The organism is Rhodanobacter sp. FW021-MT20 (genome assembly GCF_041107475.1).
Lineage (GTDB): Bacteria > Pseudomonadota > Gammaproteobacteria > Xanthomonadales > Rhodanobacteraceae > Rhodanobacter_A > Rhodanobacter_A glycinis.
The window spans coordinates 230473-252633 of record NZ_JBGBPX010000002.1; the positions used below are offsets into that span (position 1 = coordinate 230473).

General features: G+C 63.1%; 12 protein-coding genes, 1 rRNA gene and 2 other annotated features. Of the genes, 7 read left to right on the forward strand and 6 right to left on the reverse strand.

The window, feature by feature from the left end; all coding sequences use genetic code 11:
* Window positions 1-133: 133 nt before the first annotated feature.
* The 4 genes from mnmG (at window position 134) to AB7849_RS03935 (ending at window position 7371) form a co-directional block, all read left to right on the forward strand.
* The gene (gene mnmG, locus AB7849_RS03920; RefSeq protein ID WP_037099698.1) at window positions 134-2008 is read left to right on the forward strand and encodes a tRNA uridine-5-carboxymethylaminomethyl(34) synthesis enzyme MnmG; all 1875 of its coding nucleotides are present in this window, start codon (window positions 134-136) and stop codon (window positions 2006-2008) included.
* A 182-nt stretch (window positions 2009-2190) separates the two neighbouring features.
* On the forward strand, window positions 2191-2982 hold the full coding sequence (locus AB7849_RS03925) for an RDD family protein (RefSeq protein WP_008211234.1): 792 nt from the start codon (window positions 2191-2193) through the stop codon (window positions 2980-2982).
* 156 nt (window positions 2983-3138) lie between these two features.
* Entirely contained in the window at window positions 3139-5466 is a 2328-nt protein-coding gene (locus tag AB7849_RS03930) for a Tex family protein (protein WP_369500621.1), read from the forward strand.
* 108 nt (window positions 5467-5574) lie between these two features.
* Entirely contained in the window at window positions 5575-7371 is a 1797-nt protein-coding gene (locus tag AB7849_RS03935) for an autotransporter outer membrane beta-barrel domain-containing protein (RefSeq protein WP_008211238.1), read from the forward strand.
* 72 nt (window positions 7372-7443) lie between these two features.
* Here the strand turns inward: AB7849_RS03935 and AB7849_RS03940 are convergent, their stop codons facing one another.
* Both AB7849_RS03940 and AB7849_RS03945 read right to left on the reverse strand, forming a co-directional pair.
* On the reverse strand, window positions 7444-8310 hold the full coding sequence (locus AB7849_RS03940) for a YbaY family lipoprotein (RefSeq protein WP_037099701.1): 867 nt from the start codon (window positions 8308-8310) through the stop codon (window positions 7444-7446).
* 265 nt (window positions 8311-8575) lie between these two features.
* Entirely contained in the window at window positions 8576-11632 is a 3057-nt protein-coding gene (locus AB7849_RS03945) for a TonB-dependent receptor domain-containing protein (RefSeq protein ID WP_037099704.1), read from the reverse strand.
* A gap of 324 nt (window positions 11633-11956) precedes the next feature.
* Here AB7849_RS03945 and AB7849_RS03950 point away from each other — a divergent pair, with 324 nt between their 5' ends.
* Entirely contained in the window at window positions 11957-12547 is a 591-nt protein-coding gene (locus tag AB7849_RS03950) for a helix-turn-helix domain-containing protein (protein WP_050984311.1), read from the forward strand.
* 72 nt (window positions 12548-12619) lie between these two features.
* On the opposite strand, the gene glyS is transcribed toward AB7849_RS03950, so the two are convergent.
* Both glyS and glyQ read right to left on the reverse strand, forming a co-directional pair.
* Window positions 12620-14773: a glycine--tRNA ligase subunit beta gene (glyS, locus tag AB7849_RS03955; RefSeq protein WP_008211247.1), complete on the reverse strand. Its 2154-nt coding sequence runs from the start codon at window positions 14771-14773 to the stop codon at window positions 12620-12622.
* Window positions 14770-15681 (reverse strand): glycine--tRNA ligase subunit alpha, encoded by a 912-nt coding sequence (gene glyQ, locus AB7849_RS03960; RefSeq protein WP_008211249.1) that lies wholly within the window; start codon window positions 15679-15681, stop codon window positions 14770-14772. The genes glyS and glyQ overlap by 4 nt, the downstream gene beginning before the upstream one ends.
* Before the next feature lie 98 nt (window positions 15682-15779).
* Between glyQ and AB7849_RS03965 the strand changes: the two genes are divergently transcribed.
* The gene (locus tag AB7849_RS03965) at window positions 15780-17597 is read left to right on the forward strand and encodes a GspE/PulE family protein (protein ID WP_008211250.1); all 1818 of its coding nucleotides are present in this window, start codon (window positions 15780-15782) and stop codon (window positions 17595-17597) included.
* 20 nt (window positions 17598-17617) lie between these two features.
* The gene (locus tag AB7849_RS03970) at window positions 17618-18382 is read left to right on the forward strand and encodes a glutamine amidotransferase (RefSeq protein WP_008211251.1); all 765 of its coding nucleotides are present in this window, start codon (window positions 17618-17620) and stop codon (window positions 18380-18382) included.
* On the opposite strand, the gene AB7849_RS03975 is transcribed toward AB7849_RS03970, so the two are convergent.
* Both AB7849_RS03975 and rrf read right to left on the reverse strand, forming a co-directional pair.
* The gene (locus AB7849_RS03975) at window positions 18347-19030 is read right to left on the reverse strand and encodes a rhomboid family intramembrane serine protease (RefSeq protein WP_008211253.1); all 684 of its coding nucleotides are present in this window, start codon (window positions 19028-19030) and stop codon (window positions 18347-18349) included. The genes AB7849_RS03970 and AB7849_RS03975 overlap by 36 nt on opposite strands.
* A gap of 219 nt (window positions 19031-19249) precedes the next feature.
* Window positions 19250-19363, reverse strand: a 5S ribosomal RNA gene (gene rrf, locus AB7849_RS03980).
* Between the two features lie 194 nt (window positions 19364-19557).
* Window positions 19558-21915, reverse strand: a sequence feature (most likely nonfunctional fraction of RNA operon).
* 102 nt (window positions 21916-22017) lie between these two features.
* Window positions 22018-22161: a sequence feature (23S ribosomal RNA rRNA prediction is too short), on the reverse strand.

Genomic DNA, 22161 nt, shown 5'->3' on the forward strand with positions numbered 1-22161 from the left:
TGGGCTGCCAGTGGCAGGCCACCAGTGGTGAGCGGCCGAGGCAGGATTGCCGAGGACCGGGCGACTTGGCGAGGCCAGGAAGGCCGAGTCTAGTCGCCGCCGTGGCCCCCAAGTTCATACCGAGTCCATGACCATGCTCCACCCCAACCACTATGACGTGATCGTGATCGGCGGTGGCCACGCCGGCACCGAGGCCGCGCTGGCCGCCGCGCGGACGGGGGCGCGCACCCTGCTGCTCAGCCACAATATCGAGACGATCGGCCAGATGAGCTGCAACCCGGCCATCGGCGGCATCGGCAAGGGGCACCTGGTCAAGGAAATCGATGCGCTGGGCGGCGCCATGGCGCATGCGGCCGACCTTGCCGGCATCCAGTGGCGCACGCTGAATGCGTCCAAGGGCCCGGCGGTGCGCGCCACCCGCTGCCAGGCCGACCGTGCGCTGTACAAGGCGGCGATCCGGCACATCGTGGAATCGCAGCCGAACCTGGACCTGTTCCAGCAGGCGGCGGATGACCTGATCCTGAAAGGCGGTCGCGTCACCGGCGTGGTGACGCAAATGGGCGTTTCCTTCCGCGCCGGGTCGGTTGTGCTCACGGCGGGCACCTTCCTGGCCGGCAAGATCCATATCGGCCCAGCCCAGTACGCCGGTGGCCGCGCCGGTGATCCGCCCGCCAGCACGCTCGCCCAGCGCTTGCGCGAACTGCCGCTGGGCGCCGATCGCCTGAAGACCGGCACGCCGCCACGGATCGACCGTCGCAGCATCGACTTCAGCGAGCTGGAAGAGCAGCACGGCGACGATCCCGCCCCGGTGTTTTCCTACCTCGGCTCGCGCGATGACCATCCGCGCCAGGTGAGCTGCTGGATCACGCACACCAGCGAACGCACACACGAGATCATCCGTGGCGCACTGGACCGCTCGCCGCTGTACACCGGCCAGATCGAAGGCGTCGGCCCGCGCTACTGCCCGTCGATCGAGGACAAGGTGGTGCGCTTCGCGGAAAAGAATTCGCACCAGATCTTCATCGAACCGGAAGGGCTGGACAGCGTCGAGATCTACCCCAACGGCATCTCCACCTCGCTGCCGTTCGACGTGCAGCTGGACGTGGTGCACTCGATCAAGGGTTTCGAACGCGCGCACATCACCCGCCCCGGCTACGCCATCGAATACGACTACTTCGACCCGCGCGGCCTGCAGCCATGGCTGGAGACCAAGGCCATCCCCGGCCTGTATTTCGCCGGCCAGATCAATGGCACCACCGGGTACGAGGAAGCCGCCGCACAAGGCCTGCTCGCCGGCCTGAACGCCGCACGGACCACACAGGGCAAGGCGCCGTGGTTCCCACGCCGCGACGAAGCCTATCTCGGCGTGCTGGTCGACGACCTCACCAGCAACGGCACCATCGAGCCGTACCGCATGTTCACCTCGCGCGCCGAATACCGGCTGCATCTGCGCGAGGACAACGCCGACCTGCGCCTCACCGAAAGGGGTTTCGAACTGGGCGTGGTACCGCAGGCGCGCTTCGACGCATTGCGTGCCAAGCGCGACGCCGTGGAACGCGAAACCCAGCGTCTCGGCGCGCTATGGGCCGCGCCGGCCAACGCGCTGGGCGCGGCCATCGAACGGCAATTGGGCATCACGCTCAGTCGCGAGACCAACGCGCTGGACCTGCTGCGTCGCCCCGAACTCGATTACGCCGGCCTCACCACGGTGGACGGCCTCGGTCCCGCCGTCGAGCGTGCAGACGTCGCCGCCCAGATCGAGGTGCAGGTGAAATACGCCGGCTACCTGGAGCGCCAGCGCGAGGAAATCGCGCGCCAGCGTCGCCACGAACACACCACCATTCCCGCGAGTTTTGATTACGACACGGTGCGCGGCCTGTCCGCTGAGGTACTGCTCAAGCTCAAGCGCAGCCAGCCGGCCACGCTTGGCCAGGCGGCACGGATCAGCGGCGTCACCCCGGCGGCGATCTCGCTGCTGCTGGTGCATCTGAAGCGCCACGCGGCCTGACGCCATCGCCTCACCTGTAGGAGCCCGCTCGCGGGCGATGCTTTTCTGCGGGGGGAAGCCAAGAGCAAGAGCATCGCCCGCGAGCGGGCTCCTACCTTTTTCGGGCAGACCAACGGCATGCAGCCTTTGCTGGCACTCGTGGCATCATGACGCCTGAAACCTAACCAGCATGGGAGCAGGCGATGGAAGTTTGGATCGGGCGGGACGGCGAGCGGCACGGCCCCTACAAGGAAGCGGACGTGCGGCAATGGCTGCGCAGCGGGCAGGTCAGCCGCGAGGACCTGGCCTGGTACGACGGCCTGGCCGACTGGCAGCCGCTGTCGGTGCTGTTCCCCGATGAAGTGCGTGCGCCCGCTCCCGCGCCCGCGGAAGCCAGCGAGACTCCGGCTTTCACCGCTCCGCCGGTGGCCGCGCCGCTGCCGCGCACCACCTCCGCCGCGCTGGAGGATTACGCCGGTTTCTGGAAGCGCTTCGGCGCCTGGGTGATCGACTACCTGATCCTGATGGTGCCGATCACCATCATCGCCGTCTCGATGGGCGCCACCGCTGCGTTCGAACATTTCATGGCGCAGATGCACAGTGGTACCGCACCGGCAGTCGCCGCCGCAGAGTACGGCAAGGCGGTCCGACCCGCCACGATCATCGCCATGATCATCGGCTTCATCTATTACGTCGCCTTTGAATGCTCGAAGCTGCAGGCAACGCCCGGCAAGCTGGCCGTGGGCATGCGCGTCACCGACTTGAACGGACAACGCCTCGGTGTCGGCCGCAGCGTGGCCCGCAACGTCATCCGGCTGGTCAACGTGATCACCGCGCTGCTGCCTTTCATCTGCTACATCGTCACCGCGTGGACCGAGCGCAAGCAGGGCCTGCACGACATGATGGCCAAGACCCTGGTGCTGAACGGCCGCGCCAGCGAGTTCCACGACGCCCCCGTGCAGCCATCCACGGGCGGCGGTTCGTTCAACGCCTGATTCCGCGTCGACCGTCACGGCGCCGGCACCTCGCCGGCGCCGTTTTCGTTTCCGCACGCGCTCGCCCGCACAACGACGGCATGAGGCGGCTTGCTATCATCGCAGGCTTGTCCGCCTCGTCGGCTTGATTCACTTGCAAGGAATATTTCCAGCCTCATGCCCAGCATCGAACAACGCATTGCCCAGGACATCGCCGCCAAGACCGAACAGGTGCGCGCGGCGGTCGAACTGCTCGACGGCGGCGCCACCGTGCCGTTCATCGCGCGCTATCGCAAGGAAGTCACCGGCGGGCTGGACGACACCCAGCTGCGCCTGCTGGAAGAGCGCCTGCGCTACCTGCGCGAACTGGAAGAGCGCCGCGAGGCGATCCTCGCCAGCGTCGAGGAACAAGGCAAGCTCAGCGATGCACTGAAGAACGACATCCTCGCCGCCGACACCAAGGCGCGGCTGGAGGATCTGTACCTGCCCTACAAGCCCAAGCGCCGCACCAAGGCGCAGATTGCCCGCGAGGCGGGGCTGGAGCCGCTGGCGCTGGGTTTGCGCGAAGATCCCTCGCAGTCGCCGGAAGCGGTGGCCGCATCGTTCGTCGACGGCGACAAGGGCGTGGCCGACGTGCGCGTCGCACTGGATGGCGCGCGCGCGATCCTGATGGAAAGCATTGCCGAAGATGCCACGCTGGTCGGCGAGCTGCGCGACTGGTTGTGGTCGAGCGGTCAGATCCGCGCCAAGCTGATCGAAGGCAAGGAAAACGAGGGCGCGAAATTCCGCGACTACTTCGACCACGTCGAGCCGATCGGCAAGATTCCCTCGCACCGCCTGCTCGCCCTGATGCGCGCGCGCAACGAAGGCATCATCGACCTGGAACTCAGCCCGGCGCTGGATGCCGAGCAAGGCCACGCCGAAGGCGAAGGTCGTGTCGCCGCACACGCCAACATCCATGACCGCGGCCGCCCGGCCGACGCGTGGCTGCGCGAAACGGTGCGCCTGGCCTGGCGCGTGAAGCTGCACCTGCATCTCACCCTGGACCTGTTCGGCCGCGTGCGCGAAGGCGCCGAGGACGAGGCCATCCGCGTGTTCGGCGACAACCTGAAAGACCTGATGCTGGCCGCGCCGGCCGGCGCGAAGACGGTGATGGGGCTGGACCCGGGCATCCGCACCGGCTGCAAGGTCGCCGTGGTCGACGCCACCGGCAAAGTGCTGGCCACCGACACGATCTACCCGCTGGAACCGAAACGGCAGTGGAACGAATCGCTGGCCTCGCTGGCGCGGCTGTGCAAGCAGCATCACGTCGACCTGATCTCGATCGGCAACGGCACCGGCTCGCGCGAAACCGACAAGCTGGCCGGCGAACTGATCAAGGGCCTGGCCAAGGCCGATGCCTCGCACACGATCGCCAAGATCGTGGTCAGCGAAGCGGGCGCCTCGGTGTATTCGGCCTCCGAAACGGCGGCGAAGGAATTCCCGAACCTGGACGTGACCTTGCGCGGCGCGGTCTCGATCGCGCGCCGCCTGCAGGACCCGCTGGCCGAACTGGTGAAGATCGAGCCGAAGGCGATCGGCGTGGGCCAGTACCAGCACGACGTCAACCAGATCAAGCTCGCGCGTGCACTCGACGCCCGCGTCGAGGACTGCGTGAACGCGGTCGGTGTCGACGTCAACACCGCGTCTGCCGCGCTGCTTTCCCGCGTGGCCGGCCTCAGCGCCAGCGTGGCCGAAAACGTGGTCAAGCATCGTGACGCCAACGGACCGTTCGCCAACCGCAAGGCCCTGCTCAAGGTTCCGCGCCTGGGCGACAAAGCCTTCGAGCAATGCGCCGGCTTCCTGCGCGTGCCCGCCGGCGACAACCCGCTGGACGCCAGTTCGGTGCATCCGGAAGCTTATCCGGTGGTCGAGCGGATCATCGCCCAGTGCGGTCGCGAGGTGCGCAACATCATCGGCGACACCGGCTTCCTGCGCGGACTCAAGCCCGAGCAATACACCGATGAGAAGTTCGGCGTGCCCACGGTACGCGACATCCTCAAGGAACTGGAAAAACCCGGCCGCGACCCGCGCCCGGAATTCGTCGCGCCGACGTTCGCCGAAGGCGTCGAGGACGTGAAGGACCTGAAACCCGGCATGATCCTGGAAGGCCGCGTCACCAACGTGGCCGCGTTCGGTGCGTTCGTCGACATCGGCGTGCACCAGGACGGGCTGGTCCACGTCTCCGCGCTGTCGCACACCTTCGTCAAGGATCCACGCGACGCGGTGAAGGCCGGCGACATCGTCAAGGTCAAGGTGATGGAGGTGGACATCCCGCGCCAGCGCATCGGCCTGTCGATGCGGCTGGACGACGAGCCCGGAGAGACTCGCGGCGGTCGCCCCGGTACCGGCGATGATCGCTCGGCCCAGCGCGGACGTCGCAGCCCTCCGGCACCGCCCAAAGCGACTCCGGCGCCTGCCAACAGCGCCTTCGCCGATGCGCTTTCGCGCGCGTTGAAAAACTGATATCGCCGGCATGTTGCGTGGAACCGCAGCGCAGCATGCGCAGACGTATGGAATGCGTCAGGATAAGCTCTGACCTAACTTCTCGATAACAAACGCAGGAGCACCACCATGTTCCACCCGCGCAAGCTCGCCAGCGCCATGGCCCTGGCCCTCGGCTGTATCGGCGTCGCCCACGCCACCCATTCCACATTCGGCAACGTGGTCGTGTTTGGCGACAGCCTCAGCGACAACGGCAACCTGCACTCCATCGAACCGGGCACGCAGCAACGCTTCACCACCAACCCCGGTGAAGTCGCGGTGGAACTGGTGGCGCAGCACTACGGCTACACCCTCACGCCCTCCGTCGCCGGCGGCACCGACTACGCCTGGGGCGGCGCCCGCGCCGCGACCGATATCGGCCCCGTCGTCTCGATGCAGACCCAGGTCAGCAATTACCTGACGGCCAATGGCGGCCACGCCAACGCGAACACGCTGTACACCGCGTGGATCGGTGCCAACGACCTGTTTGCCGCCGCCACCGACCCGGCCAATGCGCAGACCATTGCGCTGTCGGCCGCCAACGCCGAAGTGGCCACGCTCAAGCAACTGCACAATGCCGGCGCCAAATACATCGTCGTGTTCAACCTGCCCGACGTGAGCAAGACACCGGGCATCCGCGGCACCAGCGAAGCGGGCTCGGCCGGCCTGCTGGGCACGCTGTACAACGGTGTGCTGAATGCCGGCCTGGGCCAGATCGGCACCGGCATCATCCCGGTCAACGCCTACGCGCTGCTCAACCAGGTCATTGCCGACCCGGCACGCTACGGCTTCACCAATGTCACCAGCCAGGCGTGCACCACCAGCAGCTCGATCAACTGCTCCGCCAGCACCCTGGTCACGCCGAATGCCGCCAGCAGCTATCTGTTTGCCGACGACGTGCACCCGACCACCGCCGCGCACGCGATGCTGGCGCAGGTGGTGCTGTCCGAGCTGGCCGCTCCGCAGCAAATCTCCCTGCTCGGTGAAGCGCCGTTGGCCGCATCCGAAGCGCAGACCCGCGCATTGCGCAACCAGATGCTGGCCGATGATTTCGGCAGCAAGACCCGCTTCTTCGCCAACATCGACTATGCGCGGCAGCGTTTCGATGCCAGCGACAGCTCGCCGAAAACCACCAGCAACAACGTGAACCTCACCCTGGGCGCCGACGTGCGCGCCAACGACTACCTGTCGACCGGTGTCGCACTGGGTATCGGCAATGCCAACGCCGGCGTGTCCGGCGGCGGCGGTTACAAGCTGCAGGACATCTCCGGCCTCGGTTACATCACCTTGCACCATGACGGCGGCTATGTGGGCGGCTACGCCAACTTCGGCCAGTCGAACTTCAGCAACATCGAGCGCAGCTTCCAGGTCGGCGCGGCGCGCGTCACCGAATCGGGCAAGGCCGACGGCTCGCACCTCGGCGCCGGCCTCACCGGCGGCTGGTGGTTCAACGTCGGCGGGTTGCGCACCGGTCCGTTCGCCAACCTCGACTGGCAGAACATCAAGATCAATGGCTACAGCGAAGGCGGCAGTGACGCCACGGCCATGTGGTTCGGGCGGCAGGAGCGCAAGGCGCTGATTGGCACGCTGGGCTGGCGCCTGCAAGGCCACTGGCAACTGAACCAGGCGGTGCTCTCGCCCTTCGTCGAGCTGGCCTGGAACCACGACAGCAAGGCCGACCAGCGCATGATCACCGCAGGCCTCAACAGCCTGAACGGCAGCTTCGAGATGGCCGGCTTCGCCCCGGACAAGAGCTGGGCCACGGCGGACATTGGCATCTCCGCCAAGTTCGACAACATGATGACCTGGTTCGGCTACAGCGGCCGTTTCGCCGACAGCAGCCAGAAGTACAACAGCCTGAACCTGGGCTTCAAGTTCGCCTTCTGATCCGGCGACTGCCCACAAAAAAGCCGCCCGTGGAAACGGGCGGCTTTTTTTACACATGGACCTCTGGGAGGCTTAGTTGCCCTTGCCACCAGTCGCCATGTTCAACATGTCCAGCGCCTGTTGCTTCAGGCTGGCCGCATCGCTGTCATCCAGCGGGCTGACCTTGCCGGAAGCCTCGTGCTGCTTGAGCACCAGCGTGCCATCGGCACTCCAGCCGGCACGGTCGATCGACGACGGCTTGGCACCCTGGTTGGCTTTCTTCTGCTGCACGACCACCCACGGCTTGCCATCCTTGTAGGCGAAATCGGTAGCGGTGAAGCCCTTGTCGCCACGGTCGGCGCGAGCACGGATGAACTGCACCTGGTCGTTCTGGCGGAACACCTGCCAGCCATAGGAGATGTCTTTCTCCAGCTTGGTGCCGGTGTGGATCTTCATGGCGCCCAGCTGCTTCTGCTCGGCCTGGAACGCTGCCAGTTCCTTTTCGCCCGGAGTCTGCTGCGGCACCAGCTCGATCGAGACGTTGGTCACCGGATGGCCCTTGGTGAGCACCGGTGCCTGCAACGGCATCTCGTAATGACGGTCGCCATCAATCAGCTCGGCCTTCACCACGTACAAGTCATTCGGCACCACGTCGGCCGTATTGAAGCCCAGCTCGAATTGCAGCGGGAAGGTGGTCGCCGGCGCAATCGTCTTGGTCGCCAGCGGTGTGGAGCCCTGCTGCGACACGTCGACCAGGTTGATCACCAGCTTGTCCGACGCCGACGGCTTGTCGCTGCCGCGAATCGTGATCGTGCCGCTCACCGAGTGAGCCGAGGCCTGCGCAGCGGAGCCCGCTGCGGCCGGGTTCGCACCATTCGCGGCCTGCGTCGACGAGCCCGAATTGCAGCCGGCGAGCGCCAGCGAAACTGCCGCCACGAGCGGCCAAACCATCATACGCATGGGAAAACCTCAATCTGCGATCAAACGGGAGCGCGAATCTCGCCAGGCGCCTGCGCGCTGCCTACCTTCGCGGGGGAAGGCTCCAAGAATAAGACGATTGCGAATCGAAAGCAAAAGTCAATAAGGGGATGCGTTCGATCCTCCAAACCCTACACTCGTTCGAATGCAGTCAAGCATCTTGCGAAATTGCATTTCGCTTTTGTTCGGCACGCACATAAAAGAATCGCCGCATGCGCGGCGATTCTTTTATCGGCACCACCTACGATCAGAAGTCGTAGGTCACCTGCAGACGTGCATAACGCGGCTGCTCGAAGTACTCGCCCATGCCATACGTGTTGGTGATCGTATAGGGAGCAACACTGTTCGAGTTGTTCGCATACGTCTGGACACGACGACGCTCGTTCAGCACGTTGAAGCCCTGCAGGCTGATCGCGAGCTTGTGGTCCGCAAAGCTGGGACGATAGGTCACCGCCAGATCCAACATATGGGTCCACGGGTTGCGACCCGCATCGCCCGGACGGGACGGCTGGCCGAGGCAGTAGTGATAGTACGAGGAGTAACCGACCGGATCCTCCTGAGTCGGGCCGACGTAGCCCAGGCAATTCTTCGGCGTCCCCGATTCCGCGATCAGGACACCCGACACCATCCATTCCGGGGTAATCGCATAGGCACCGCGAATCTTGATCTGGTGCGTACGGTCATTGGAGAGAATGCCGTTGCTGTACTGCATCAACGCGGCGGCATCCCAATCGGAGGTCTTGGATGTGTCGGTCTGGCCCGTGTCGGACTTGACCTGGCCCTCGGTGTTGCCATAACTGCGCGAGAACGTGTAGTCGATGCGCCCCTGCCATTTGCCATCGAACGGGTGCTCAAGATAGGTGTTCAGCGCGTAGTACTTGCGCTTTGCGCCCGACGTGAATCCCCAGTCGTGCATCGACATCCGGACCGATGTGCGTCCGTTGCCGTCGACATTGGCAAGACTGAACGTATTGGTCTCGCCCGGATTGAAGATGACACAACCCGGAATGGTCACACTGTCCGGATTGATGCCTTCCGCGGCCAGCTTGTCGGCAATCTTGCCGGTGTCGCAAACGTCATCGATCGCGGTCTGCAGCTTGCGCACGTTCAACGACGCACCAGTCACCCAGCTTTCACCCAGCTTCTTGTCAAAGCCGACAATGAACTCATCCTGGTACTGGGACTTGAGGTCGGTGGCGGTAACCGATTTCGCATCGGGCGCCTGCCCGTACTCGTTGTTGGTAGACACCGGGCCGGGCCCCAGCGCCTTGCCGAGGACCGGCGAGCCGTCTGCCTTGATACCGACGTAATCGAAGTATTCGTTGGTGTAGGTGGATGCCGAAGCGCCGCGGATGGCCACGCTGTTGGGCAGCGCGAGATAGTACCGACCAAGGTTCCCGTACACCTTCAACGATGAATCGCCAAAGACGTCCCACGAAGCACCCAAGCGCGGCGCCCACTGGTTGCCGCTGTCGACATAGGTCGCGCCGACGTTGTTCTTGTTGACGAACTTATCGTTGCGCAGGCCCAGGCTGAGCAGCAGGTTGTTGCTGACCTGCCAGCGATCCTGCACATACTGGGCCGTCTGCTTGGCAGACATGCTGGTGGTGGTGCTGAAGATGTACTTCCGCACGTAATAACCATTGCCGCCCGGCGCACCAACGCCCAACGACGGGCTGATGGCCTTGCTCGGATTGGACGCATGGCTGTAGATCCACGCGTAACCAGGGCCCGACATCGACTGACCTTCGTTCGAAGCCCAGTAGCTCATATTGTCGATACCGGCGGACAGGTCGTGATCACCGAGCCTGTACTCCAGATCGACTCGCAAGCCACGGGTGGTGTTCTTGGCGTCCGGATCCTTCGAGCTGGAGGTGCCAACCGAGTTCTTGATCGGCGTGCCACCGGTGTAAAGCGGGTTCTGGTTCGTCACGCCCGACAGGTACGGCGTCACGCCGTTGTCGCTCGGATTGGTCTGGTAGTCACCGGTGGTGCTGCGACCCCACGTAGCGGACAGCGTCAGATCATCCGTGAGGTAACCCGTATACTTCGCAATATCGTACTTGGATGAAATCTTGGTGGTATTCGGGTAGGAGCCGGTCGGGCCACTCTCGACATTCGTTGCGTAGTCGTAAGCGTTGTATACACCGCTGTAACGCGTCGTGCTGCGGACGTGCGAAAGCTCAAGGATGTTGCTGTCGTTGATGTTCCAATCGATCTTCCCGTAGAACTTGGGCAAGTCGTATTTGTAGTGATTGCGAGCCTGGATGCTGCTCGCGCTGGAATTGGTCGAAACGCCTTCCTGCTTTTCGGACTCTGCTGCCAAGAACAAATAGAGTTTGTCCTTGATCAGTGGGCCACCCACGTACGCGCTGTAAGTCTTCGTCCATGACTTGTCGCCTTCGCGGCGACGGTAGATGGTGCCTGGCAGATCCTTGTTCTCGTAGCCAAAACCAGCGGGAAACGCCTTATTCGGATAATAGATATCACTAGGCGACGACGAAGCGCCCACCGGGGCCCAGATAAACTGACCACCGAAGTGCCATTCGTTCGTGCCACGCTTGCCGACCTGGCTGATCACGCCGCCATCGGAGCGGCCATACATGGCGCTGTAGCCGCCCGTGTAGACCTGCTGCTGGTCGATGGCGCCATAGGGAAGACCTATGCCGCCCAAGTTGCTCAACGGATTGGTGGTATTGAAGCCGTTGATGTAGTAGGCATTTTCGGTGACGCCCGAACCGCCGAACGAGACTGCGCCATTCGGATTGGTGGTCGTCGAGAAGTTGCCACTGCCAATACCAGCGCCCGGAGCGAGCAGCGAGATCGACTCTGCGCTCCGCCCCAGCGGCAGCATGCTCAACTGCTTGGCATCAATGACCGTGCTGGTGGAAACCGAAGAAATATCGATTGCCGGCAATGCGCTGCCTGTCACGGTCACGGCACTCAGGGCTACCGCGTTCGAAACGTTCGCGCCACCGAACGACACCTCAGTACCACCACCGACAGTAATCGATACATTCTTGCGCGTATCAACCACTGAGCCGTTCTGCGACAACGTCACCGTATAGGTGCCCAGGGGCAGACTGCTCGCACGATAGTTGCCAGCACTGTCGACCGTAAGCGTGCGGGTCACGCCTGTGGTGCCCTGAATGGTCACTGTTTCATTGGCCCCATTCGCCACATGGCCAAAGATGGAGCCGACAGTTGACTGGCCAACCGCCAATCCACTGAACCCGAGTCCGAGTGCCAGAGCGAGGGCAGTCCGGCGAGGGAGGGCCCCGCGCAATATGGAATGCTTGTTCATCAACAAATCTCCCCATGAATCACCCCGAAAACCGGGGCATCAAAAGTGTTTGAAAACAGCTATTTGCAGGCTGGCAGATTGAGCCGCCCATACTTTCTTGCCGATCCGGTGCGCTTGCCTTGTCAACGCTTGGAAACTTCCTGCGTTCCCATCATGGCAATGCCCTCCAGACCGCATCGGATCAGCAGGATGTTGCGAACCTATAGCAAGAAATCGCCGAAGTCAACGCTTTTGTAACATTCAAACTTCGTAAAATTTCACATTTCGCCGCTGCCGTTGGGCCTACATTCATTGCTGTGCGACACTGGAACGGAAGTACATACGATGAGCTCTCGTAACCACATCCTCCCCGAAACATCCGCCACCTTCTCTGATCGCATAAAAGCACTGATCTACAAGGTCGGCAGCGTTACCGAAATCGCACGGATGTGCGGTTTCTCCGAAGGTGTCGTCCGTAGCTGGCGGGACGGCAACACCGACCCTTCGCGAGCGCGCTGCGTAACCCTGGCTCGCACCTTGGGCATCTCGCTGGTCTGGCTGGTCGCGGGCGAAGGCGCCATGCAGGTCGACCCGTCCATCAATGCGCCGACGGACGATCAGACGAGCGCTGAATCGGTGCAGCCGAACCGGCACCGCACGAAATTGCACACGGCGGCGACCTCGCTGCAAACCGCCGGCATGGCGATGGACTCGGAGCGTCTGGATACGGCGCTGAAGATCCTGCAGTCGGAGCTGGAGCTGAGCCAGAGCGCGCTGTCGCTGGCACAGAATGCGGATCTGCTGGCCGAGCTCTACGGCATCCTGGGGCCGCGCGGACAGAGCATCGATACCATGGCGATGCTGACCTTCAACCGTCGGCTGGCCGAGCGAATCCGGCCTCCTCTGGCCCGGCCCCCGCTCGACGCTACAGCCTGAAGTTATCCTGGCAGACGACTGTCGTCGTACCGTCCCGGGGTAGTCGCCCCGGGACGGTACGCCTCGACAACGTCAGAGCCTTGCGATATCGGCGATCGCGCCGAACTGGGTGCTGAGCTGACCAAGCAGGGCCAGCCGGTTGGCGCGCACGCGAGCATCGTCGGCGTTCACCATCACGCCTTCGAAGAAGGCATCCACCGGCGCCTGCAATCGGGCCAACCGGGCCAGGGCTTCGGTGTAGTCGCCCCGACGCAAGGCCTGGGCCGTATCGTGATGGGCACTGGCCAGGGCCTCTGCCAGTGCGACTTCCACCGCGGATTCGAAATACGCCGGGTCGACGACGCGTGCCCCCGTCGCGCCAACCTCACCATCTTCCCGGCTCTTGCGCAGGATATTCGCCACGCGCTTGTTCGCCGCTGCAAGACTGGACGCCTCGGGATGCTTGCCGAACTCGGCCACGGCGCGCAGGCGACGATCGAAGTCGTACAGGCTGACCGGCGCCACGGCGAGCACGGCCTCGAACTGTTCCGGTGTGAAACCCCGTTCGGCGTAGTAGCCGCGCAGACGCTCCAGCACGAAGTCGTGGAGTTCATCGAGCAGTTCGGCGCGGCGCGCGCCCGGGTCAAGCGGTGGTGCCTTGCCGTCCTTGCCCCGCTTCAGACCGGCCGCCAGGGCAGACTCGGGCAACAGTTCCAGCGATTCGGCAAACTGTGCGCGCAGGTCGAGATCGAGCTTGCCTTCGACCAGGGTCCGCGCCAGGCCCAGCGCGGCGCGGCGCAGGGCAAACGGATCCTTGTTGCCGCTCGGCTTCATTCCGACGGCGAAGATGCCGGCCAACGTGTCCAGACGCTCGGCCACGGCCAGTACGCGGGATAGCTTGCCATCGGCAATCGCATCGCCCGACTGGCGCGGCTGGTAGTAGCCATCCAGCGCGGCGGCCACATCCGCGGCCTCACCATGGTGCTGGGCGTAGTAGCGGCCCATCACGCCTTGCAGCTCGGGGAACTCGCCGACCATGCGGGTCAACAGGTCACACTTGGCCAGGGATGCCGCGCGGGTGGCGGCACCGGCATCGGCGCCGACCCGGTTGGCGATCACGCGCGCAATTTCGGCCACGCGCACGCTCTTGTCCCACAGGCTGCCCAACGCCTGCTGATAGGTGACGCTCTTCAGCTGTTCCTGATAATCAGCCAGCGGCGTCTTCAGGTCTTCGTCCCAGAAGAACTTGGCATCGGCGAAGCGGGGGCGGATCACCCGCTCGTAACCCTTGCGGATCTCGGCCGGGTCCTTCGACTCGATGTTGGCCACGCCGATGAACTGCTCGGTGAGCTTGCTGCCGGCATCGAATACCGGCACGAATTTCTGGTTGGTCTCCATGGTGGTGACCAGCGCCTCGGGCGGCACGGCAAGGAAGTCCCGGTCGAACGCGCAGGCAATCGCCGCCGGCCACTCGGTGAGATTCGCGATCTCGTCGAGCAGGGTTTCGTCAAGACGCGGCACGCCGTTGGTCTTCAGGCCGGCGCGGGCAATCTCTTCGCGGATGCGCTGGCGCCGCTCGGCGGGGTCGGCCAGCACCTTGGCCGCGCGCAACGCATCCAGCCAGCTGTCCGCGTCCAGCACATGCACCGGATTGGTGTGCATGAAGCGATGGCCGCGCGACTTGCGGCCGCTCTTCAAGCCAAGCACTTCACCATCGACGATGGCATCACCGTGCAGCATCACCAGCCAGTGCACGGGGCGCACGAAACTGTAGTCGTGGTCGGACCAGCGCATCGGACGCGGAATCGGCAACGCCTTCAACGCTTCCTCGACCACCTCGGGCAGCAACGCGGCCACCGGTTGACCCGGCTTCACGGCGCGGAACACGAACCAGGCGCCCTTGTCGGTCTCCAGCTTCTCCAGTTGCCCGACTTCCACGCCGCAGGATTGCGCAAAGCCCAGCAGCGCCCTGGATGGCTGGCCATCCGCACCGATCCCGGCGCTGACGGCCGGGCCGCGACGCTCGATCGATTGCTCGGGCTGCGCCTTGGGCACCCCGGGGATATGGACGGCCAGACGACGCGGCGTGCAGTAAGCCCGCGCCTGATCCAGTGCGGCTTCGATGCCGCGCGTCGCCAATCCGTCGCACATGCCGCGCAGGAAGGCGGCAGCAAGCTCGTCCAGCGCCTTCGGCGGCAGTTCCTCGGTACCCAGTTCGATCAGCAGGGATTTGTCGGCGGCGCTCATGCGACCTGCTCCTTCGGCGTGTTCTTCAATCCCGGGAAGCCGAGCTTCTCGCGCTGCGCCACGTAGGTTTCGGCCACGCTGCGCGACAACGCGCGCACGCGCAGGATGTAGCGCTGGCGTTCGGTCACGCTGATTGCGCGGCGCGCATCCAGCAGGTTGAAGGTGTGACTGGCTTTCATCACCTGCTCGTAAGCGGGCAGTGGCAGATTGGCCGCCACCAGCTGGTTGGCGGTGATTTCGCACACGTCGAACCAGTGCAGCAGCTCGGCCACGTTGGCATGTTCGAAGTTGTAGGTGCTCTGTTCCACCTCGTTCTGGTGGAAGACGTCGCCGTAGGTCACCGTACCGCGCGGACCGTCGGTCCAGATCAGGTCGTAGACGTTGTCCACGTTCTGCAGGTACATCGCCAGGCGCTCGAGACCGTAGGTGATCTCGCCAGTCACCGGGCGGCACTCCAGGCCACCGGCCTGCTGGAAGTAGGTGAATTGGGTCACTTCCATGCCGTTGAGCCAGACTTCCCAGCCCAGGCCCCAGGCACCCAGCGTGGGTGACTCCCAGTTGTCCTCGACGAAGCGCAGGTCGTGCACCAGCGGATCAAGCCCCAGCTCCTTCAGCGAACCGATATAGAGCTCAAGGATGTTTTCCGGGTTCGGCTTCATCACCACCTGATACTGGTAGTAATGCTGCAGACGGTTGGGGTTTTCGCCATAGCGGCCATCGGTAGGCCGGCGCGACGGCTGCACGTACGCGGCAGCCCACGGCTCGGGCCCCAGCGAGCGCAGAAAAGTGGCGGGATGGAAGGTGCCGGCGCCGACCTCGGTATCGAGTGGCTGCAACAGCACACAACCTTGCTTCCCCCAATACTGATTGAGGGTCTGGATCACATCCTGGAAGGTACGTGCGGACATGGCTTTCCGTGACCGTGAACAAAGCGCGTTAGTATAGCCCCAGCAAGCCTGCCCGCCGGCTGTCGGGCCCGCGTTCACCTCCGGAGACCCGCCCACGCATGGCCGCCCATCCGCAAACCCGTTCCCTGCTCGGCCGTCGCGGCAAGCTGGCGCTGGACGAGACACTGGCTTCGCTGGTGGTGGACGGCTATCTGGCGGCGGACGATGCCAAGCAGGTGCGGATGGGAGCTCGCTCCGGTCGCAGTACCATCGAGCTGCATCCGCTGGTGCTGATTGCCAACGCCAAGTTGCCCAACCAGCGCGAACCGGGACGGCCGCTGAGCCTGGAGAACCTCACCGAGTGGCTGGCCGGCGCGGCCAAGCTGGCGTATCTCAAGATCGATCCGATGAAGATCAACGCCGCGGCGGTCACCCAGGTGGTGAGCCACGCCTACGCGCAGCGCCACCGCATTCTGCCGGTGGCGGCGACACCCGGCGAAGTGACCTTTGCCACGTGCGAGCCGTTCGAGGAAGCCTGGGCGGCCGACCTGTCGCACATGCTGCGCCGGGATGTGCGCCGGGTCGTTTCCAACCCGCTCGACATCAACCGCTACCTGCAGGAATTCTACGGTGTCCAGCGCTCGATCCAGATGGCGCAGGATGCCAAGAGCAACGGTGGCTACGACACCGCCGCCATCCTCAACTTCGAGCAGTTGGTGGAATTGGGCAAGGCCGGCGAAGTGGGCGCCGATGACCGCCATGTGGTGCACATCGTCGACTGGCTGCTGCAATACGCCTTCGAGCAACGCGCTTCGGATATCCACCTGGAGCCGCGCCGCGAAGCCGGCCTGATCCGTTTCCGCATCGACGGCGTGATGCACAAGGTGTTCGAGCTGCCGCCGCCGGTGATGACCGCGGTAACCGCACGCATCAAGATCCTCGCGCGCATGGACGTGGCCGAAAAGCGCCGCCCGCAGGACGGTCGCATCAAGACCCGCTCGAGCACCGGGCGCGAGGTGGAACTGCGCATCTCGAACATGCCCACCGCGTTCGGCGAGAAGGTGGTGATGCGCATCTTCGATCCGGACATCGTGGCCAAGGACTTCAGCCAGCTCGGCTTTTCCGCGACCGAAGCGGAAACCTGGCGCAGCATGGTGGAGCGACCACACGGCGTGGTACTGGTCACCGGCCCCACCGGCTCGGGCAAGACCACCACGCTGTACTCGACGCTCAAGCACCTGGCCACGCCCGAGATCAACGTCTGTACGGTGGAAGACCCGATCGAGATGGTCAGCCCCGAGTTCAACCAGATGCAGGTGCAGACCTCGATCGACCTGGATTTCGCCAGCGGCGTGCGCACCCTGTTGCGACAGGACCCGGACATCATCATGGTCGGCGAAATCCGCGACCTGGAAACCGCACAGATGGCGGTGCAGGCCTCGCTCACCGGCCACCTGGTGCTGTCCACCCTGCATACCAACGACGCGCCCAGCGCGGTCACCCGCCTGCTCGATCTCGGCGTGCCGCATTACCTGATCCAGTCCACGCTGACTGGCGTGGTGGCGCAACGCCTGGTGCGCACCTTGTGTCCGCACTGCAAGAAGGAAGCCGAGCAGGATCCGCATGAATGGGCGGCCCTGATACACGGCTGGTCATTGCCACTGCCTGAGCGCGTGTTCCGCCCGGTCGGCTGCCTGGAATGCCGCAACACCGGCTTCACCGGCCGCACCGGCATCTACGAGATGATGCGCCTGTCGCCGCGATTGCGCGGGCTGATCTCGGCCCAGCTCGATCTTGGCCGCTTTGGCGCCGGGGCCCTCGCCGAAGGCATGCGTCCGCTGCGTATTTCCGCCGCGGAACAGGTCGCACGCGGACTGACGACAGTCCAGGAAGTGCTTACCGTGCTCCCGCCCATCGATACAATCGATGCCGAGTAATCGCCGATACGTTCAACTGCATGAAACCCGTCCTGATCATTCTTACCGGCCGCGCCCCGGACAACATCCGCGCGCGCCACGGAGACTTTCCCCACTGGTTCCGGGTCGGGGCGAAGCTGGCCCGACCGTTGTGGATCGTGGACGTGGCAGCGGGCGAACCACTGCCTTCGCCGCATACCGTGTCCGGCAGCATCATCACGGGTTCGGCGGCGATGGTGACCGAACGCGCCGCGTGGAGTGAGCGCACGGCCGGCTGGATTCGGAACGCGATGGATGTGGAACTGCCGATGTTCGGCGTCTGCTTCGGACATCAATTGATGGCGCACGCCCTCGGTGGTCGCGTGGACTACCTGCCGGGAGGCCGCGAAATCGGCACGCTGCCCATCTCGCAGTACCCAGGCGGCTCCAGCGATCCGCTGCTGAGCGGTTTACCCACCAGTTTTCGCGCCCACACCACGCACGAGCAAAGCGTACTCGAGCCGCCGGCCGGGGCCACGGTGCTGGCCGGCTCCACCCGCGACCCGAACCATTTCCTGCGCTACGGCCGCCACGCGACGAGCGTGCAATTCCATCCGGAATTCAACGCCGATGTCATGCGCGCCTATATACGACGCAAGCACAGCGTGATGCAGCAGGAAGGACAGGACCCGCAGGCCACGTTCCGGGCCGTGGCGCCCACACCCGATGCGCGACGCTTGTTGCACCGCTTCGCGCGGCTCAACCACCTGGCCGCCGGTGCTCCCGAAGCGCTAACCGCGCAAGCGCCGCGCGATCGAGTTGCGTGAGACCAGCGCGAAAGCCACGCCAAACAGGAAGCCCGCGATGTGGGTCCACCACACGACCGCACCGTAGCTCGGGCCTGCATAGCTGAACAGCAATTGCAGCAGCACCCAGATGCCGATCAGCAGGAAAGCCGGCACGCGCACGAACTGCATGTACAGGCCCAGTGGCAACACCAGTCCGAGCCGCGCGCGTGGGAACAACGCCACGTAGGTGCCCACCACGGCCGACACCGCGCCGCTGCAGCCGATGATCGGGCGCCCCACGCCGGCCAATGACAAGGCCCCCATCAGGTTGGCCACCACGCCACCGATCAGGAACAGCAACAGGAAGCGCAACGATCCCAGCGCGCGTTCCGCCGGCAACCCGAAGATCACCAGGAACAAAAGGTTGCTGAGCAGATGCAGCCAGGCCACGTGGATGAACAGCGCAGTGAACAGGCGCAGCAACGCCGGGTCCCGCAACTGCCGTAGCAGGCTCTCGTGCTGGTGAAAGATATTCGCCGGAATCGTGCCCCATTCCAGCAGCAGGGACACACGCTGCGGTGCCGGCGTCAGAGCCAACCCGACGAAGGTCACCACGCACACCACGACCAGCAATAGCGTGGCCCACTGCCACTGCTTGCGCCGTCTGGTTTCAACATGGATGAACACGGCGTCCCCGATAGCGGTCTGCTGGAAACATGATACGGGAAGTCATGGGCTTTCCGTGCCATCACGGCCAGGACCGGAAAATGGAAACTCTCGTGCGGAATCAGCGGGGGCTCTCGACCGACATCCTGCCACGCGATCACGGCGGGGGCGTTCGTACCGGTTCGGTCGGCACCAAAGCAGAAGGCCTCCCCGGATGGGGAGGCCTTCTAAGGATAAAGCCCCTGGCGGTGACCTACTCTCGCATGCAAGAAGCACACTACCATCGGCGCGGCTGCGTTTCACTTCCGAGTTCGGGATGGGATCGGGTGGTGCCACAGCGCTATGGCCGCCAGGGAAGGGGTAGAAGCAGCGCGACTGCGCCCGCTTCAAAAGGTGTAAACGAGTGACAAGCGATTTGGAACAAGTCGTACCGACATGCGTCATCAAGGCGAATCCTGCTCTTTTGAGGAGTCCGGCCAAGGATGGTCGGATTCGTCGCAGAGGGATCTGCACATGCGAAGCGTCTTGGGGTTATATGGTCAAGCCTCACGGCTCATTAGTATCAGTTAGCTCAATGCATTGCTGCACTTCCACACCTGACCTATCAACCACCTGGTCTTGATGGTGCCTTAAGGAGAGTCAAGCTCTCGGGAGATCTCATCTTGGGGCGTGCTTCCCGCTTAGATGCTTTCAGCGGTTATCACTTCCGTTCGTAGCTACCGGGCAATGCCATTGGCATGACAACCCGAACACCAGCGGAACGTCCACTCCGGTCCTCTCGTACTAGGAGCAGCCCCCCTCAAATCTCCAACGCCCACGACAGATAGGGACCGAACTGTCTCACGACGTTCTGAACCCAGCTCGCGTACCACTTTAAATGGCGAACAGCCATACCCTTGGGACCGGCTACAGCCCCAGGATGTGATGAGCCGACATCGAGGTGCCAAACACCGCCGTCGATATGAACTCTTGGGCGGTATCAGCCTGTTATCCCCGGAGTACCTTTTATCCGTTGAGCGATGGCCCTTCCATACAGAACCACCGGATCACTAAGACCTACTTTCGTACCTGCTTGATCCGTCGATCTTGCAGTCAAGCACGCTTATGCCTTTGCACACAGTGCGCGATGTCCGACCGCGCTGAGCGTACCTTCGTGCTCCTCCGTTACTCTTTGGGAGGAGACCGCCCCAGTCAAACTACCCACCATACATGGTCCCTGATCCGGATTACGGATCTAGGTTAGAACGTCAAGCACTTCAGGGTGGTATTTCAAGGATGGCTCCACCAAGACTGGCGTCCTGGTTTCAAAGCCTCCCACCTATCCTACACAGAAGAACTCAACGTTCAATGTAAAGCTATAGTAAAGGTTCACGGGGTCTTTCCGTCTTGCCGCGGGAACGCTGCATCTTCACAGCGATTTCAATTTCACTGAGTCTCGGGTGGAGACAGCGCCGCTGTCGTTACGCCATTCGTGCAGGTCGGAACTTACCCGACAAGGAATTTCGCTACCTTAGGACCGTTATAGTTACGGCCGCCGTTTACTGGGGCTTCGATCAAGAGCTTCGCCTTGCGGCTGACCCCATCAATTAACCTTCCAGCACCGGGCAGGCGTCACACCCTATACGTCCACTTTCGTGTTTGCAGAGTGCTGTGTTTTTGATAAACAGTCGCAGCGGCCAGGTTACTGCGACCCTTCTCAGCTCAGCTACGCATGTAGCCACCAAAAAGGGCGCACCTTCTCCCGAAGTTACGGTGCCATTTTGCCTAGTTCCTTCACCCGAGTTCTCTCAAGCGCCTTGGGATTCTCACCCTGCCTACCAGTGTCGGTTTACGGTACGGTTTTTCCATAGCTGAAGCTTAGTGGCTTTTCCTGGAAGCGTGGTATCAGTCACTTCGTCCAATAGGACTCGTCTCGGTGCTCGGCATAAAGGGTCCCGGATTTGCCTAAGACCCATGCCTACCGCCTTTCCCCGGGGCAACCAACGCCCGGTAGACCTAACCTTCTCCGTCCCCACATCGCACTATGGAAAAGTGCAGGAATATTAACCTGCTTCCCATCGACTACGCATTTCTGCCTCGCCTTAGGGGCCGACTCACCCTGCGCCGATGAACGTTGCGCGAGGAAACCTTGGGCTTTCGGCGTGGGGGCTTTTCACCCCCATTATCGTTACTCATGTCAGCATTCGCACTTCTGATACCTCCAGCAGACCTTACGATCCACCTTCGCAGGCGTACAGAACGCTCCTCTACCGCGCATCATCGAAATGATGCACCCCGAGCTTCGGTGTCTAGCTTAGCCCCGTTAAATCTTCCGCGCAGACCGACTCGACCAGTGAGCTATTACGCTTTCTTTAAAGGATGGCTGCTTCTAAGCCAACCTCCTGGCTGTCTATGCCTTTCCACATCGTTTTCCACTTAGCTAGAACTTTGGGACCTTAGCTGCGGGTCTGGGTTGTTTCCCTTTTCACGACGGACGTTAGCACCCGCCGTGTGTCTCCCGTACAGTCTGTCCTGGTATTCGGAGTTTGCCATGGTTTGCTAAGTCGCGATGACCCGCTAGCCATAACAGTGCTCTACCCCCAGGAAGATACATACGAGGCGCTACCTAAATAGCTTTCGAGGAGAACCAGCTATCTCCGAGTTTGTTTAGCCTTTCACTCCTATCCTCAGCTCATCCCCATCTATTGCAACAGATGTGGGTTCGGTCCTCCAGTGCGTGTTACCGCACCTTCAACCTGGCCAAGGATAGATCACTCGGTTTCGGGTCTACTGCCAGAGACTATGCGCCCTATTCAGACTCGGTTTCCCTTCGCCTCCCCTAGACGGTTAAGCTCGCCACTGACAGTAAGTCGCTGACCCATTATACAAAAGGTACGCAGTCACCCTTGCGGGCTTCCACTGCTTGTACGTATACGGTTTCAGGGTCTATTTCACTCCCCTCTCCGGGGTTCTTTTCGCCTTTCCCTCACGGTACTAGTTCGCTATCGGTCAGTCAGGAGTATTTAGCCTTGGAGGATGGTCCCCCCATGTTCAGACAGGGTTTCTCGTGCCCCGCCCTACTCAATTTCACGCACGGTGCCCTTTCACCTACCGGGCTATCACCGTCTACGGCGAGCCTTTCCAGACTCTTCGATTAAAACACTGTGCGCTTT

Coding starts and splice junctions, on each gene's coding strand:
- mnmG (WP_037099698.1), top strand. CDS start 134: ATGCTCCACCCCAACCACTATGACGTGATCGTGATCGGCGGTGGCCAC.
- AB7849_RS03925 (WP_008211234.1), top strand. CDS start 2,191: ATGGAAGTTTGGATCGGGCGGGACGGCGAGCGGCACGGCCCCTACAAG.
- AB7849_RS03930 (WP_369500621.1), top strand. CDS start 3,139: ATGCCCAGCATCGAACAACGCATTGCCCAGGACATCGCCGCCAAGACC.
- AB7849_RS03935 (WP_008211238.1), top strand. CDS start 5,575: ATGTTCCACCCGCGCAAGCTCGCCAGCGCCATGGCCCTGGCCCTCGGC.
- AB7849_RS03940 (WP_037099701.1), bottom strand. CDS start 8,310: ATGCGTATGATGGTTTGGCCGCTCGTGGCGGCAGTTTCGCTGGCGCTC.
- AB7849_RS03945 (WP_037099704.1), bottom strand. CDS start 11,632: ATGAACAAGCATTCCATATTGCGCGGGGCCCTCCCTCGCCGGACTGCC.
- AB7849_RS03950 (WP_050984311.1), top strand. CDS start 11,957: ATGAGCTCTCGTAACCACATCCTCCCCGAAACATCCGCCACCTTCTCT.
- glyS (WP_008211247.1), bottom strand. CDS start 14,773: ATGAGCGCCGCCGACAAATCCCTGCTGATCGAACTGGGTACCGAGGAA.
- glyQ (WP_008211249.1), bottom strand. CDS start 15,681: ATGTCCGCACGTACCTTCCAGGATGTGATCCAGACCCTCAATCAGTAT.
- AB7849_RS03965 (WP_008211250.1), top strand. CDS start 15,780: ATGGCCGCCCATCCGCAAACCCGTTCCCTGCTCGGCCGTCGCGGCAAG.
- AB7849_RS03970 (WP_008211251.1), top strand. CDS start 17,618: ATGAAACCCGTCCTGATCATTCTTACCGGCCGCGCCCCGGACAACATC.